14 protein-coding genes are annotated in these 15,091 nt (G+C 56.1%); 5 read left to right on the top strand and 9 right to left on the bottom strand.

All coding sequences use genetic code 11. The features are described from left to right. Window positions 1-232 precede the first annotated feature (232 nt). Entirely contained in the window at window positions 233-463 is a 231-nt protein-coding gene (locus ACOTZC_RS04590; RefSeq protein WP_023311760.1) for a DUF2554 family protein, read from the top strand. Here the strand turns inward: ACOTZC_RS04590 and ACOTZC_RS04585 are convergent, their stop codons facing one another. Both ACOTZC_RS04585 and ACOTZC_RS04580 read right to left on the bottom strand, forming a co-directional pair. After that, window positions 464-2,428: a peptidase U32 family protein gene (locus ACOTZC_RS04585; protein ID WP_248162312.1), complete on the bottom strand. Its 1,965-nt coding sequence runs from the start codon at window positions 2,426-2,428 to the stop codon at window positions 464-466. An 80-nt stretch (window positions 2,429-2,508) separates the two neighbouring features. Then, the gene (locus ACOTZC_RS04580; protein ID WP_023311758.1) at window positions 2,509-3,036 is read right to left on the bottom strand and encodes a helix-turn-helix domain-containing protein; all 528 of its coding nucleotides are present in this window, start codon (window positions 3,034-3,036) and stop codon (window positions 2,509-2,511) included. Window positions 3,037-3,128: 92 nt separating this feature from the next. Between ACOTZC_RS04580 and ACOTZC_RS04575 the strand changes: the two genes are divergently transcribed. Continuing rightward, window positions 3,129-4,295 (top strand): benzoate/H(+) symporter BenE family transporter, encoded by a 1,167-nt coding sequence (locus tag ACOTZC_RS04575; protein WP_248162308.1) that lies wholly within the window; start codon window positions 3,129-3,131, stop codon window positions 4,293-4,295. Here the strand turns inward: ACOTZC_RS04575 and ACOTZC_RS04570 are convergent. Next, window positions 4,275-5,147, bottom strand: a complete 873-nt coding sequence (locus tag ACOTZC_RS04570) for a helix-turn-helix transcriptional regulator (RefSeq protein ID WP_045399230.1) — start codon at window positions 5,145-5,147, stop codon at window positions 4,275-4,277. The two genes, ACOTZC_RS04575 and ACOTZC_RS04570, sit on opposite strands and share 21 nt — an antisense overlap. A 174-nt stretch (window positions 5,148-5,321) precedes the next feature. Here ACOTZC_RS04570 and ACOTZC_RS04565 point away from each other — a divergent pair, with 174 nt between their 5' ends. Then, entirely contained in the window at window positions 5,322-6,218 is an 897-nt protein-coding gene (locus ACOTZC_RS04565) for a DMT family transporter (protein WP_045354932.1), read from the top strand. Window positions 6,219-6,252: 34 nt separating this feature from the next. Here ACOTZC_RS04565 and ACOTZC_RS04560 read toward each other — a convergent pair whose 3' ends face one another. Then, window positions 6,253-6,927: a DUF3313 domain-containing protein gene (locus tag ACOTZC_RS04560; RefSeq protein ID WP_023311690.1), complete on the bottom strand. Its 675-nt coding sequence runs from the start codon at window positions 6,925-6,927 to the stop codon at window positions 6,253-6,255. A gap of 135 nt (window positions 6,928-7,062) precedes the next feature. Then, window positions 7,063-8,658 carry an ABC transporter substrate-binding protein gene (locus tag ACOTZC_RS04555; protein WP_421635678.1) on the bottom strand — a complete coding sequence of 532 codons (1,596 nt, stop codon included), beginning with the start codon at window positions 8,656-8,658 and terminating at the stop codon, window positions 7,063-7,065. A 111-nt stretch (window positions 8,659-8,769) separates the two neighbouring features. Here ACOTZC_RS04555 and pepT point away from each other — a divergent pair, with 111 nt between their 5' ends. Next, the gene (pepT, locus tag ACOTZC_RS04550) at window positions 8,770-9,999 is read left to right on the top strand and encodes a peptidase T (protein ID WP_248162304.1); all 1,230 of its coding nucleotides are present in this window, start codon (window positions 8,770-8,772) and stop codon (window positions 9,997-9,999) included. On the opposite strand, the gene tehB is transcribed toward pepT, so the two are convergent. Beyond that, on the bottom strand, window positions 9,996-10,589 hold the full coding sequence (gene tehB / locus ACOTZC_RS04545) for a tellurite resistance methyltransferase TehB (protein WP_248162303.1): 594 nt from the start codon (window positions 10,587-10,589) through the stop codon (window positions 9,996-9,998). The two genes, pepT and tehB, sit on opposite strands and share 4 nt — an antisense overlap. A gap of 133 nt (window positions 10,590-10,722) precedes the next feature. Here tehB and ydcK point away from each other — a divergent pair, with 133 nt between their 5' ends. After that, window positions 10,723-11,703, top strand: coding sequence for a YdcK family protein (gene ydcK, locus ACOTZC_RS04540; RefSeq protein WP_421635613.1), 981 nt, complete (start codon window positions 10,723-10,725; stop codon window positions 11,701-11,703). Here ydcK and rimL read toward each other — a convergent pair. From rimL to ACOTZC_RS04525, 3 genes are all read right to left on the bottom strand, one after another. Then, window positions 11,698-12,246, bottom strand: coding sequence for a 50S ribosomal protein L7/L12-serine acetyltransferase (gene rimL / locus ACOTZC_RS04535; RefSeq protein ID WP_023311685.1), 549 nt, complete (start codon window positions 12,244-12,246; stop codon window positions 11,698-11,700). The genes ydcK and rimL overlap by 6 nt on opposite strands. 45 nt (window positions 12,247-12,291) lie before the next feature. Next, window positions 12,292-13,947 carry a glucan biosynthesis protein D gene (locus tag ACOTZC_RS04530; RefSeq protein WP_023311684.1) on the bottom strand — a complete coding sequence of 552 codons (1,656 nt, stop codon included), beginning with the start codon at window positions 13,945-13,947 and terminating at the stop codon, window positions 12,292-12,294. 356 nt (window positions 13,948-14,303) lie between these two features. Further along, complete coding sequence (locus ACOTZC_RS04525) at window positions 14,304-15,077, bottom strand: transporter substrate-binding domain-containing protein (protein ID WP_248162301.1); 774 nt, start codon at window positions 15,075-15,077, stop codon at window positions 14,304-14,306. Window positions 15,078-15,091 lie beyond the last annotated feature (14 nt).

Here is a 15,091-nt window from a genome sequence, read left to right as displayed (position 1 = left end):
CTGTTCCTTAGCCTAAGATTACTATTATATAAGATTAATCCGTAATGCATACCTCCAATTGTGGACCAGAAATGGTAGTTTACAAAGATTCAGATGTTTTTAGGAACTGTCCTAACCGCTATTTCGAACGAACATTATTTGACATTTTCTTTGCGCTAATTTTAATTTTTGAATAATAACCCTAAGAAATAATCGACATGATTATTCCGCATTGTTTTTCAGCGGTGAAACCATGATAAAAAAAGGGTTATCTTTCGTCATGCTTATTTGTGCGCTGTTTTCAGGCCAGCTTATGGCCGGACACAAAGGACACGAATATTTATGGGTCAAGAATGTAGGGCATCAGCTTCGTCATGAAGCCGACAGCGATGAGTTGCGAAGCGCTGCAGAAGAGTCGGCGGAGGGTTTGCGCGAACACCACCTGTGGCAGAAGTCGCGCAAACCGGACACGCACGTTCGGTAATTAGCTGCCCTTGCGTTTTGGCAGGGTTTTCATCAGATCGTCCGGACTGACGGACGCCACAATACTGCCGGGCTGCGGCATTTTGAAGATGTGGTTTTTCATCTTGCCAATCACATGCATTTCGCAAGGACGGCAGTCGAACTTGAGAGTCAGAACTTCATCGCCGTTTACCAGCTGCATGGGGGTTGCCTTCCAGCTCTTAATATTCCCTTTTGCCTGCTTAGGACACAGGTTAAACGCAAAGCGCAGGCAGTGCTTGGTGATCATCACCGGCACATCGCCCTTCTCTTCATGCGCTTCATAGGCTGCGTCGATCAGCTGCACGCCGTGGCGATGATAGAATTCACGCGCTTTATGGTTGTAGACGTTGGCGAGGAAGGATAAATGGGTGTCCGGGTAGACTGGCGCAGGGACGGCTTCCGCTTTACGGCTTCCGCGCGGATACTGTGCCAGGCGCGCGGCATCCAGCATCTCTGCCGTTTCACGACGGAACTGGTTAAGCAGGCTGTTTGGCACAAACAGCGCGTCCGGCAGATTCACGTCGATAGCGCGCGCGTGGTAAATCGTCTGGCCCAGCTTCGCCACCCCATCCTTCAGGCTGTTGAGCGCTTTTTCCGCGTTGTTTGCCACCTCGAAAAGGCCATCGAGCGTATGCGTCACGCTGATGCCGTCTTCACAAGTCATGGTCAGAATCAGCTGCTCTTCCCAGCCGCCCAGCTCAATATCCACGGCGATACGACGTTCGCTGGAGGTTTTCAGCAGCGCCTGCTGCCAGTTATGATCGAGGTTACGGTTAAGGGCCGCGTTCGGCCGCGCCTTGTAGAGATCGGCGGGCATTTCATTCGGCCAGACGCGGTAGCGGTTCTCGCCGGTTTTCTCGACCGTATTGGCACGGAAGCCCACGACCTCACGCTTAATCATCACGTTAAGGCCATCGCCGTTCGCCAGCGGTTCCGTCACTTCGACATCAAGGTGATCCTTCGCCACTTTCAGCACTTCGCCCACCGGTAAACCGATAAACTTCGGTGAGTCGAACGCGCCGATATCCCCTTTACGGGCATTCACAAAATAGTCCGTGCTGCCACGGTGGAACGTTTTGTCCGTCGACGGAATAAAGAAATGCTCGGTGCGGCCGGCCGACGCGCGCGCCAGGTCGCCGCGATCTTCGATAATGGCGTCCAGCATCTGGCGATAGTGCGCGGTGATGTTTTTCACGTAGCTCATATCTTTGTAGCGCCCTTCAATCTTAAAGGAACGCACGCCCGCGTCGATCAGCGCGCCCAGGTTGGCCGTCTGATCGTTATCCTTCATGGAGAGCAGGTGTTTTTCGAACGCCACGACGCGGCCCTGATCGTCTTTCAGGGTATACGGCAGACGGCAGGCCTGAGAACAGTCGCCGCGGTTGGCGCTGCGGCCCGTCTGCGCGTGGGAAATATTGCACTGACCGGAGTAAGCGACGCACAGCGCACCGTGGATAAAGAATTCAATCGTCGCGTCTGTCGCCTGGTGAATATCGCGGATCTGATTCAGGTTCAGCTCTCGCGCCAGAACGATCTGCGAAAAGCCGACGTCGGAGAGAAACTTTGCCTTCTCGACCGTGCGGATATCGCACTGGGTACTGGCATGCAGTTCAATGGGCGGAATATCCAGCTCCAGAACGCCCATGTCCTGAACGATCAGGGCATCTACCCCGACCTGGTAGAGATCGGTAATCAGACGTTGCGCAGGCTCAAGCTCATCATCATGCAGAATGGTGTTCAGGGTCACGAACACTTTCGCCCCGAAACGGTGGGCGAACGGCACCAGTTCAGCAATATCGCTCAGGCTGTTGCTGGCGTTATGGCGGGCACCGAAGCCAGGGCCACCAATGTAGACAGCGTCAGCGCCGTGAAGGATCGCTTCACGGGCAATGGCGGCGTCGCGGGCCGGGCTTAAAAGTTCAAGATGATGGGATTGCAGGCGCATACTTCGTCGTTATCCGTTATGGTCAAAATGGCGGCTATTGTAGTCAGAAGTATGCGTCAGCGAAACAGTTTTGCGCAGGGTCAGCGGGGATAATGAATCAGGGAGTGAAAATGCACCGTCCGGTCGCTGCTGTTGCGGTAGGCGTGCGGTTTATCGCCGGCGAAACGGACACCCGAATCGGCAGAAATCGTCTGCCACGTGCCGTCAAGCTTCATCTCCAGCTCGCCGCTGACCACCACCACATGTTCAATCACCCCGGCCTCATGCGGCGTGGATTCACTGAGCGCGCCGGGTGCCAGGGTAATGGAGAAATAATCAAACCCGAGCGTCTCGTCCCACGGAAAGAGCGGTTTGACCACCATCGCCTGCTGCTGCGGGTCAAACACCGCCTGCCGGTCCGCCTCTGGCGTGATGAACGCGGAAAACGGCACGTTCAGCCCGGTGGCTATTTTCCACAGCGTCGACACCGTCGGGCTGGATTCATTGCGCTCGATTTGCCCCAGCATCGCTTTTGACACGCCGGTCTCGTCCGCGAGCTTCGACAAACTCCAGCCGCGCGCCTGGCGCAGCGTTTTCAGCGTTGTTGCAAGGTGTAGTGTGATGTCCATGGTCCCTCCTGATGGCGATCAGCATACCACTTGTACGCTATAGCGCACAGTGTTACCTTATATCGGACGTTATAACGCACAACGGAGTTTTTATGCGCCCTTCCTCTCACCTTGTTCCAGTCGCACTGGCTGGATTTGTCGCCGTGCTGGTCGGTTACGCCAGCTCGGCCGCCATCATCTGGCAGGCCGCCGCGGCGGCTGGTGCCAGTGCACAGCAGATCGCAGGCTGGATGACCGCGCTGGGGATTGGAATGGGCGTCAGCACGCTGGCGCTTTCCTGGTGGTACAAAGCGCCGGTGCTGACCGCCTGGTCAACGCCCGGCGCGGCGCTGCTCGCCACCAGCCTGCACGGCGTGACGCTGCCGGAAACGATCGGCGTGTTCATCTTTGCTAATGCGCTCATTTTACTTTGCGGCATCACCGGGCTCTTCGCCCGTCTGATGTGGCTGATCCCCCATTCGCTTGCCGCCGCCATGCTGGCAGGCGTGTTGCTGCAGTTTGGCCTGCACGCGTTTGCGCACCTGGAGGGTCACTTTCTGCTGTGCGGCAGCATGATTGCGGCGTGGCTGTTGGCAAAAGCGCTGGCGCCGCGCTATGCCATCGTGGTCACGCTGCTGGTCGGCGGTATCGTGGCATGGGCGGGAGGTGACGTTGTCACCGATAAGCTCGCGTTCTCCCTAGTGATGCCCGAGTTTATTGCGCCCACGTTCACCTTCACCAGCCTGGTGAGTATTGGCGTGCCCTTCTTCCTGGTCACCATGGCATCGCAAAACGCACCGGGGTTCGCTACGATGAAGGCCTCCGGTTACCCGCTGGCGGTCTCGCCGCTCATCATCGTTACGGGAGCGCTGGCGCTGCTGTTTTCCCCTTTTGGCGTCTTTTCTATCTGTATCGCAGCCATTACTGCCGCCATTTGTCAAAGCCCCGATGCGCACCCGGATCCCGCAAAACGCTGGCTGGCGGCCATCGCAGCCGGAGGATTTTATCTGCTGGCGGGGATTTTCGGCGGCTCGATTACCGGGCTGATGGCCGCTCTGCCGCTCAGCTGGATCCAGACGCTCGCCGGTCTGGCGCTGCTGGGCACCATCAGCGGGAGTTTATATCAGGCACTGAGCCACGAGGCGGAGCGCGACGCGGCCATCGTCACGTTCCTGATGACCGCGAGCGGCGTCACGATCCTGGGCATCGGTTCGGCATTCTGGGGGCTGGTGCTGGGCGGCGTGTGCTATGCCCTGTTTTCACGCGCTCGCCGCGCGTAGCTGCGAAGGCGTCATGCCCGTCGCGCTGCGAAAGCGGTTGCTGAAGTGGCTGGCGGAGTTAAACCCGCAGGCAAGGGCGATGTCCGTTAGCGGCGTCGCCGTGTTCTGCACCAGCGCCTTCGCTTTTTCCATTCTTCTCTGCATCACGTACTGATGCGGCGCCAGCCCCGTCGACTGGCGGAACATGCGGGCAAAATGGTATTCGCTGAGGGCGGCCTGCGCCGCCAGTTCAGCCAGCGTCAGGGGTTGCCCGAGGTTCTCTTCAATAAAGGCCAGCACGTTGCGCAGCACGAATGGCGATAGCCCGCCGGTGACGACCGGCAGCTTCCACTGAACGTTAGAGTAGTTTTGCAGCAGATGGGTCAGGAGCAGCGTAGAGGCCGTGCTCAGGGTGAGCTGGTTGGCGTGCTGCTGCCAGTCGCAGCCGAGTAAAAACTGGCGATACAGCGCGGTGATCTTCGGATCGCTACCAAAAATGCGCTCGTCCAGCGTCAGCGAAAGCGGGCGCTTGTCCCAGATCTTTTCCCCCACGTCGCGCAGGTGTTCATCGGTGCAGTACAGATGCACAAACGACAGGTCATCACGGATATCCCACGTCGATTCGCTCTCTTTTGGCATCAAACAGAAGCGGTCCGGCCCCCCACCGTTCTTCCAGCCGCCCGGCGTTTTTTGATAGCTTTCGTAGCCATCCGCTACGTACAGGCTCAGGGTATGGTGGTTACTTTTTACCGTTATCGTATCTTGCTTGTTGTACCACGCTGCCAGCTGAATGCCCGAATTCAGCGAGACGGTTTCCCGCAGGACCGCATTCTGTTGGCAAAGCGTTTCAAAGGTATCGTAAGCGTGAGACATGACCGTAAGCGCGTGATTGACTGGAATATCAGTCTAAGAAGAGTTGTCTCTCGTTGCCAGCCCCCGGGAAAGAAAAAAGCGCAAGATTTTGCAAGTCGACCGCAAGCCGGTGAAAGCCCCTGACCGATCTCGGCGCCATACTGCGGGCTTCCGTGGTTTGAGAAGAGAAAAAGTATGAACGCATTATTATACGGACTGGTGGTGGTCATCTGGGGAACCACCTGGATTGCGATTTTCCTGCAGCAGGGTCCCGTAGCGGCGCCCGTCTCGATTTTCTGGCGTTTCGCCGTCGCCAGCCTCACGATGATGGTGGTGTTAATCGCCCTGCGCCGTCTGCGCAAGCTGGCGCTGCGGGATCACCTTTTTTGTATCCTCCAGGGATGCTGCGTTTTCTGCTTTAACTTCTGGTGTTTTTACGCCGCAGCCTCGCACATCAACACCGGGCTGGAATCGGTGATCTTCTCCATGGCCGTGCTCTATAACGCCATTAACAGCTTTATTTTCTTCGGGCAGCGCCCGCCCGCGCGTTTCTGGACGGCGGCGGCGCTGGGCCTGACTGGGATCGTCACCCTCTTCTGGGACGATCTGCTGGCCAGCGGCTGGAGCGCGTCGCTCCTGACCGGGATTGGTCTCTCCGCGCTCGGCACCTACGGCTTCTCGCTGGGCAATATGATCAGCATGCGTCACCAGCGCAGAGGACTTGAAACCATGACCACCAACGCCTGGGCGATGCTCTACGGCACGCTGGTGATGGGCTGCATTGCCCTGTTCAGAGGCGACAGCTTCGCGCCAGAGTGGACCGTCAGCTACGTTGGCGCGCTGCTCTATCTGGCTGTATTTGGTTCGGTGATTGCGTTTGGCGCCTATTTCACGCTGGTGGGACGCATCGGTCCGGGCAAAGCGGCCTACAGTACGCTGCTCTTCCCGCTGGTGGCGCTGACCATCTCCACGGTGTATGAAGGCTACGTCTGGCATATCAACGGTATCGTGGGATTAGTGCTGATTCTGGGGGGAAATATGGTGATGTTTACCAAACCAGAAACCTGGTTCAGACGCTTACGAATGGCGTAAATAAAAAGGCCTGCATTACGCAGGCCGTTTTATTTTATTTCGCGGTCTTTTTCACATCAAACATGGTGGCGTCCGTCGCCATGTCATCAACTACCTGCTTCAGCGTCGCAAAGGTCATCGGCGTACTTTCGTTGTTCAGATCTTTACCTTCGCCTTTACGCACCACCTTCATGACCGGTTTGTTGGTGGCCGCATCGATCAGTTCTCCTTCAAAGAAGAGATGCGTATCCATGGTGCGATGCCCGGTTGCCATCTGCGTACCCGCTACTACCAGCGCGACCGGCACCACTTCATAGAACTGCAGACCCTCTTTCTGCGAACTCACCCCGGTAATTGCACCGCGGAAAATCAGGCTGTGTTTACCCGGCGTGGTCACAATTGGCTTACGGGTACCAATAGCGGTTTTCATTTTGTTATTGGTGTAATTCAACAGCTCATCAAGCGTTTTTTGACCAATTTGTGTGGTCGGTTTAGGCGCAGGATAATAAGTAATCGGCGTCCAGAGAATACTGTCGTAATTAGCTTCGTTATAAGAAGGATCAACCCAACGCAGCGTTGGTTTACCCGTCGCAGACGTCGTCTGCTGCAAGCCGGAATAGTCTTTTAAAAAGCCAGAATATTGTTCGGGAGCCGCAACTTTTGAAGAACAGCCCGCCAACGCCAACAGACCAGTAAGCACTGCAACTTTAAAAAAAGTTTGAGTACGCATGATAGTTTTCCATGTTATCTGCAAGTATGCATTTGAAGTTATAGCAAAAGACCGATGGGTTTGTTGTGACAAAAAATGATGCGGAGAGCACAAATTGCGAAAAGACTGCCCGGAGGCGTGCCGGGCAGTGAAAAATTACTGATTTATATCCAGTTGCCAGAACAGATGTTTGCCAAACGGGTCAATTTCATAGCCCGTCACCTCCTTGCGCACCGGTTCGAAAATGGTTGAATGCGCAATCATCACCGCCGGCATTTGATCATGCATCATTTGCTGAGCCTCTTTATACAGCGCCACGCGTTTATCGCGATCGGTGGTTGATTTTGCTTCCGCAATAATTTTATCGAAGGGCTTGTAGCACCATTTCGCCGAATTTGAGCCACCGTTTGCCGAGGTACAGGTAAATAGCGGACCAAAGAAGTTGTCGGGATCGCCCGTTGCGGTCGTCCAGCCCATCAGCGCGGCCTGGTGTTCCCCGCCCTTCACGCGCTTAAGGTATTCGCCCCACTCGTAGGTGACGATTTTGGTCTGTACGCCGATTTTCGCCCAGTCGGCCTGAATCATCTCCGCCATGCGTTTCGCATTCGGATTGTACGGACGCTGCACCGGCATCGCCCACAGGTCGACGCTCACGCCGTTGGCAAAACCGGCCTCTTTCAGCAGCGCTTTCGCCTTTTCAGGATCGTAATCGTAATCCTTAAGCTCGCTGTCTGCGCTCCAGACGCCCGGCGGCAGCAGGTTCTTCGCCGCAGTACCGGTGCCGTGGAAAACCGCATCAATAATGGCCGGCTTATTGATGGCTATCGCCAGCGCCTGACGGACTTTTACGTTATCCAGCGGAGGCTTTTGGGTATTGAACGCCAGAAAGCCGGTATTCAGTCCGGCTTTGCTCATCAGGTTGATGTCCTTGTTCGCCTTCATGCGCGGCAGGTCCGCCGGGTTCGGGAACGGCATCACCTGACACTCGTTCTTCTCGATTTTGGCAAACCGCACGGAGGCATCCGGGGTGATGCTAAACACCAGCCGATCCAGCTTCGATTTCCCCTGCCAGTAGTCGGCAAACGCCGTAAACAGGATCCGCGAATCCTTCTGATACTGCGCCAGCTTAAACGGCCCGGTGCCTATAGGCTCCATATCCACCTTTTCCGGCGTGCCCGCTTTGAGCATCGCGTCGGCATACTCCGCGGACAGGATCGAGGCAAAATACCATGCCAGATCGGCGACAAACGGCGCTTCCGGGTGCGCCAGGGTAAAGCGCACGGTGTGGTCATCGACTTTATAAATGGCGGTAATCAGGCTGCCGAACTCCAGGCTTTCGAAGTTGGAGTAGCTGCCGTTAGAGACGTTGTGATAGGGATGATTCACGTCTTTTTGCCGCATAAACGAGAAGATCACGTCGTCGGCGTTAAAGTCGCGGGTCGGCGTGAAGGATTTATTGCTCTGGAATTTAACGCCCTTACGCAGATGGAAGGTGTAAACCTTGCCGTCCTCGCTCACCTCCCAGCGCTCCGCCAGGCTTGGCACCAGCTCCGTGGTGCCGGGTTTGAAATCAACCAGCCTGTTATAGACCGGTACGGCGCTGGCGTCCACGCTGGTTCCCGAGGTGTATAGCTGAGGATTAAAATTTTCCGGCGATCCCTCGGAGCAATACACCAGCGTTTTCGCGGCGACGGTGGAACTGACCGTGAGTGCAGCAAGCGCCAGCGTTATAGTTGTGAGTTTGCTTTTCATCATTTATTCCTGTCTTTTTAATTCGACGGCTAATTAATTCTTTTGCCATTTCATAAATAACATTAAAGTGATGTGGCAAACACCCGAAAAATAAATAAGGAACAAATCACTATGGGCTCGCCGCTTTCCAGACAATTAACGCACCGTTTTTTCCGCTATCTCGCCATCACCAGCCAGAGCGATCCCAAAGTCAAAACCCTGCCCTCAACGCCGGGCCAGCACGACATGGCGCGGGAGCTGGCGCAGGAGCTGGCACAGCTGGGATTAGACGATATTGTGATTGATGAATTCGCCACGGTAACGGCGGTAAAAAAAGGCAACGTGCCCGGCGCGCCGCGCATCGGCTTTATAACCCATATTGATACCGTGGACGTGGGATTATCACCGGATATTCATCCACAAATATTAACCTTTACCGGTGAAGATCTCTGTCTGAATAAAGAGAAAGACATCTGGCTGCGGGTTAAAGAGCACCCTGAAATTCTGGCGTATCCGAATGAGGAAATTATTTTCAGCGACGGAACCAGCGTATTGGGCGCGGATAATAAATCGGCGGTTACGGTGGTCATGACGGTGCTGGAAAACCTGACGGCGGAACATCTGCACGGGGATATCGTCGTGGCGTTTGTGCCTGACGAAGAGATCGGCCTGAACGGGGCAAAAGCGCTGGACCTTAAGCGCTTTGACGTCGACTTCGCCTGGACCATCGACTGCTGCGAGCTGGGAGAAATTGTCTACGAGAACTTTAATGCGGCGGCGGCTGAAATCCGCTTTACCGGCGTAACGGCGCACCCGATGTCCGCCAAAGGCGTGCTGGTGAACCCCCTGCTGATGGCGACTGACTACATCAACCATTTTGACCGCCAGCAAACGCCAGAGTGCACCGAGGGGCGTGAGGGCTATATCTGGTTTAACGGCATTCAGGCCGGGCAAAACGAGGCCATTCTTAAGGCCAATATCCGCGACTTTGACAAGGACAGCTTTGCCGCCCGCAAGCAGCAGATTGCCGACGTAGCCGCGCTGGTTGCCGCCCGGTATCCAACGGCCAGGGTGGACTATCGCATTGAAGATACCTACAGCAATATCAGCAATGCGATTGGTGAAGACCGGCGCGCTATCGATCTGATGTTCGAAGCGATGGAATCGCTCGGCATCACGCCGAAGCCGACGCCCATGCGCGGCGGCACCGACGGCGCGGCGCTCTCGGCAAAAGGGCTGCTCACGCCGAACTTCTTCACCGGCGCGCATAACTTCCACTCGAAGTTTGAATTCCTGCCGCTGTCGTCGTTCGAAGCGTCTTACAACACGGCCCTGCAGATCTGCCTGCTGGCCGCCCGTTAAGCGGGCTTGCGCGCCAGCATCGTGGCAAAGCGCAGCTTGATGCGGTTGCCGTTTTCGTCGGTGCGGTGCAGTTCGCCAACGTCTTCGTTGTATTTGAGCAACTCCCAGCCTTCGTAGTAGTTGCTCAGCTCACCGCTTTTGAACGCAAACGGGAAGCCAACAGTGCACGGGTAATCTGCCGTGTCCATCGCGGCAACAATCAGGTTGTAGCCGCCGGGCTTGGTGCAGCGCTGCATGTTGGCGATAAGTCCCGGGATGGTTTTTGACTCCAGGAACATCAGCACCACGGTGGAGAGAATGAAATCGTACTCGTCGTCAAAACTCAGGTTGTTGAGATCTTTAATCGCCGTGTGGAGGTTATCGATCCCTTCTTCCGCCTTAATGCGCTCGATATTATCGATGCTCATCGGGTTCTTATCCCATGCGGTGACATCGTGGCCGTTAGCTGCAAGATAAAGGCTGTTGCGGCCGTTGCCGCAGCCCAGATCCAGCGTTTTACCGGGTTTCACAATCTCCGCGCTGTACAGCACTTCTGAATGGGTACGGGTTAAGCCATATTTCTCTGTGAAGTAATTCTCATCGACAGTCATTGTTTTCCTGCGTTCTCATAAAGTGAAAGTGCATCCTGGATGCTATTTTAAGGCGTTTACCGTCTGGTTGCCAGCCGCTCGAAAATCGAAAAATTTGCTACGTTTAGTGAAGACGCTTATCAGAGAAATAAAGATGAACAAATATCGCCTCAGCGACGAAACCCGCATCTGGCAATGGAAAAACGGCGACACTACCCGCTCCGTCACGCTGCGGCAGATTATCGCCACGGCGGACTTTAACGACGTGACTGTCGGGACGAGAGGCGGCTGGATTGACGATGAACGCGCCCTCGCGCAGGACGGCGACTGTTGGATCTACGACGAAAACAGCGTGGTGTTCGCCGGAGCGACCGTGTCCGGCAACGCGCGTCTTACCCTGCCGTGCGTCGTGAGCCATGATGCCCGTATCGGTGACAGCTGCTGGCTGGACGGCGCAGAGGTCAGCCACGGGGCGCGAATAAGTGACAACGTCACCATTCAGCAATCCTGCGTAAGGGGCGAGTGCCATCTCTACGGCGACGCCCGCATTTTGCACAATAGCGTTATCATTGCCGCCAAAGGGCTGACGCCGGACCATGACCAGATCCTGCAAATCTACGATAAGGCGACCGTCAGCCAGTCGCGCATTGTGCACCAGGCGCAAATCTACGGCGAGGCGATGGTGAATTTTGCCTTTGTCGAGCACCGCGCCGAAGTCTTCGACAACGCGATCCTCGAGGGAAACGAACTCAACAACGTGTGGGTGTGCGACTGCGCAAAGGTCTATGGTAACGCCCGCATGATTGCCGGCTTTGATGAAGATGCCATCCCAACGGTGCGCTACAGCTCGCAGATTGCGGAGAATGCCGTGGTCGAGGGAAACTGCGTCATCAAGCACCACGTTCTGATTGGCGGTCAGGCCTGGCTGCGCGGCGGGCCGATCATGCTGGACGAGAAGGTGGTGATCCAGGGACGCGCGCGGATAAGCGGCGATGTGCTCATCGAGCACCGGGTTGAAATCACCGATGATGCGGTCATCGAAGCCTTTACCGGGGAGAGCATTCACCTGCGCGGCGAAAAAGTGATTAACGGCGACCAGCGCATCACCCGCACCCCGCTGCTGGGGGCGTTATAGGGCGTAGATCTTCCCGTAGATGTTCACATCGTCAAAGCGACCGTTCAGGTATTCCGCTTCCCGCAGGCACCCTTCCAGCGTAAAACCGTTGCGTACGGCAACGCCGTTGCTGTGCTGATTCGCCACCCGACATTTGATCACAAAACGGCGGATCTCCCCGCGTTCAACGTAGTAGCGCATAAACGCCTGCAGGGACCGGGAGAGGATCCCCTGCCCCTGATGGCCTTCATCCAGCCAGTAGCCGATATAGCCGGTTTTGTTGGTCGGTTCAATCGTGTTGAACGACAGTACGCCAACCAGCGCATCATCCTTAAAGATCAAAAACATTTTGGCGTAGCCGCGCTGGTGCAGCATCTGGTTACTCTGCACGTTGCGGCGGGTATCGTCCTCGCTGCCCACGTGCTGCGCCCAGTCAAAGGCGGTTTGCAAAAAGGTTTTGTTTTTGACGACGAGATTATGCAGATCGGCGGCGTAGCGCTCTTCGACGGCGCGAAGCTCGAGAGCGTCTGATACCGGGATAATTTCGGATTTTGCTGCGGTCATTGCCCCTCACCCTAACCCTCTCCCGGAGGGAGAGGGAATCGATCGTTAACGCATTATCCGGTCGTCAACGTAGTTACGTTTATCCGGCGCCGGTGGGAAATACTGGTACAGCCAGGTTTCACTGATGGCGTCTCCCTGGCAGCGCAGGAACAGACGCATATCCACAGGCTCCGTCGAATCCGAGGTTGGGTACCAGTCAAACAGGATGCGATAGCCGTCAAACGGCTCAACGTAGAGGATCTCAACCTGCTTCGCTTCTCCGCTGGAGAGCGTAATCACCGGCTCGATGCCTTTTGGCGCAGCGGCCTTCAGGTCGCCACCGACGAAGTCGATAGCAAAGCGACGGGCCCACACTTTCGGGTAATTTTCCCCCGGTGCCCAGCCTTCCGGGAAGCCGCCCATGCCGGTACGGGTGGCGAAGACGTTGGCCAGCGGAGAGCGCACCGGCGGCATGGCGCTCCAGTACAGACGATATTTAAAGTCCAGCTCGTCGCCCGCTTTCACCGCTTTTTCCGGCTGCCAGAAGCAGACCACGTTATCCAGCGTTTCGCCGGTGGTCGGGATCTCCATCAGGCCAACCGCGCCTTTACCCCAGTCGTTACGCGGTTCAACCCACAGGCTCGGACGTTTGTTATACCAGCCCATCACGTCCTGATAGTGCGAGAAATCGCGGTCGAGCTGCAGCAGGCCGAACCCTTTCGGGTTCTTGTCCATATAGGCATTAAACTGCAGCTTCTGCGGGTTGTTCAGCGGACGACAGATCCACTCCCCGTTGCCGCGCCACATCGCCAGGCGGTCGGAGTCATGAATTTGCGGGTGAATGGTGTCACACATGCGGCGTTCGTTATTGCCACAGCTGAACATACTGGTCATCGGCGCAATGCCGAGCTGCTTGATGTCCTTCCGCGCGTAGAGGTGGTTTTCCACCTCCATGATCACCTGGCTCTTCTCGCAGTGGATCACGAATTTATAGGCGCCGGTGATGCTCGGGCTGTCGAGCAGCGTATAAACGGTAAAGGTCGTATCGCCTGGCTTGACGGTTTCAAACCAGAAGGAGGTAAAGTCCGGGAACTCTTCCGGCGTGTCGGTAAAGGTGTCTACCGCCAGACCGCGCGCGGAAAGGCCGTACTGGTAGGTGTCATCCACCGCGCGGAAATAGCTCGCGCCCAGGAAAGAGACGATATCGCGACGCGCCAGCTCAGGTGCCTTAAAGGCGCGGAAGCCCGCAAAGCCGAGATCGCTTTGCCCTTCCAGCTGTTTGGTATCCACACCCGTTTCGCCGTAGCTGAACAGCTCCGGACGGAAGTGGATCTCGCGCGCCATAGAGGTCGACTGGTCCAGCGAGAACATCCGCACGCGGCGGCGGAACCCCATCCCCATATGGAAGAACTGCACGTCCAGCTGACGCCCTTCAATGTTGTTCCACAGTGACTGTTTTTCATCGTAGCGGATGGCGTTGTACGCCTGCGGCGTCATGGTGGCCAGCGTCTCCGGCAGCGGGCGCGGCGCGCCACCCCACGGGGTTTTTGCCAGGTCATGCGCCATGGATTGCAGTACGGAGAAGTCGAAACGACGGCTCTGGCCGTCAGCAATGTCAGAGTCGGCAGCGTATGCCGCTTTGGAAAACAGGGAAGCAAGGCCAGATGTGCCGCTCAGGGCTGCCACTGCCAGCGAGCCTTTTAGAAAACGTCTGCGATTCATGCCTGGAAAAACGTCCTTATGGTCGTGTGAATGTGTTTCGCGCTCGGCGAAATGACGGCAAGAAAGAACGCACAGCCTAAACAAAAATGGTTAAGAATCCAATTGTTGGCCGGTGATTATATGAACAAAGTGTGAAATATTTTCTGTCGACCAGAACGGCCCGAAAGTGGTGTAAAAAACAGTAGATACACAAAATCATTCATGCTGGATCAAGGCGGCAAGTCTGAGAATCCCAAGGAGCTTACTTAAGTAAGTGACTGGGGTGAACAGACGTAGCCAACGCAGAGGCAGCTTGAAGGATGAAGTGTATTAAAAATGCCCCGTCAGGACATCAGCTGACGGGGCTAATGAGGCGGTTATTTTACGCTGACATCGATACCCGGGAAGTACTTATCAGCGAGTTTAGCGATCGTGCCGTCGGCACGTACTTTATCGATCGCGGCATCAAGCTGCTTTTTGGTGGCCTCGTCACCCTTACGCAACCCAAAACCGATCCCACTGCCAAGGATAGTGTCGTCAGACACCGGTTTGCCGATGAAGCCAAACCCTTTCCCCTGCGGCTTGCTGAGGAAACCTGCCTGCCCGGCCGCGGACATGACCAGCGAGGCGTCGATACGGCCATTCAGCAGATCGCCCCAGGCCATATTCTGATCTTTATAAGACACCACGGTGACACCCTGCTTTTCCCAGTGCTCTTTGGCATAGGTTTCCTGAATGGATCCCTGCAGCACGCCGATGGTTTTGCCCTTCAGCCCCTCAGGCGTTGCCTCAACCGCCATACCTGCCTTGCCGACCAGCTGCGACGGAATACGGTAGATCGGCTGGGTAAAATCAATGCTCTTGCGGCGCTGCTCGGTGATGTTCATCGCCGAGTTGATGGCGTCAAATTTCTTCGCCACCAGGCCCGGGATCAGCGCATCAAAGGAGGTTTCCACCCAGCTGCACTTCAGCGCTGCCGCTTCGCAGATGGCATTCCCCAGTTCAACGTCAAACCCTTCCAGTTCGCCCGCCGCATTGCGGCTCTCAAACGGCGGATATTCCGCTTCCAGCCCGTAACGCAGCTCGGTAGCCGCGAAGGAAGAAAAAGTACACAGCAATCCCATGCCGACAACTAACGCGCGTAATTTCATCTACAACTCCTCAG

The sequence above is a fragment of the Enterobacter cloacae complex sp. SHL009 genome (assembly GCF_049237205.1).
Classification (GTDB): Bacteria; Pseudomonadota; Gammaproteobacteria; order Enterobacterales; family Enterobacteriaceae; genus Enterobacter; species Enterobacter cloacae_M.
Note: the sequence above shows the minus strand (reverse complement) of the source record. Positions and strands in the feature narration are given on the sequence as shown.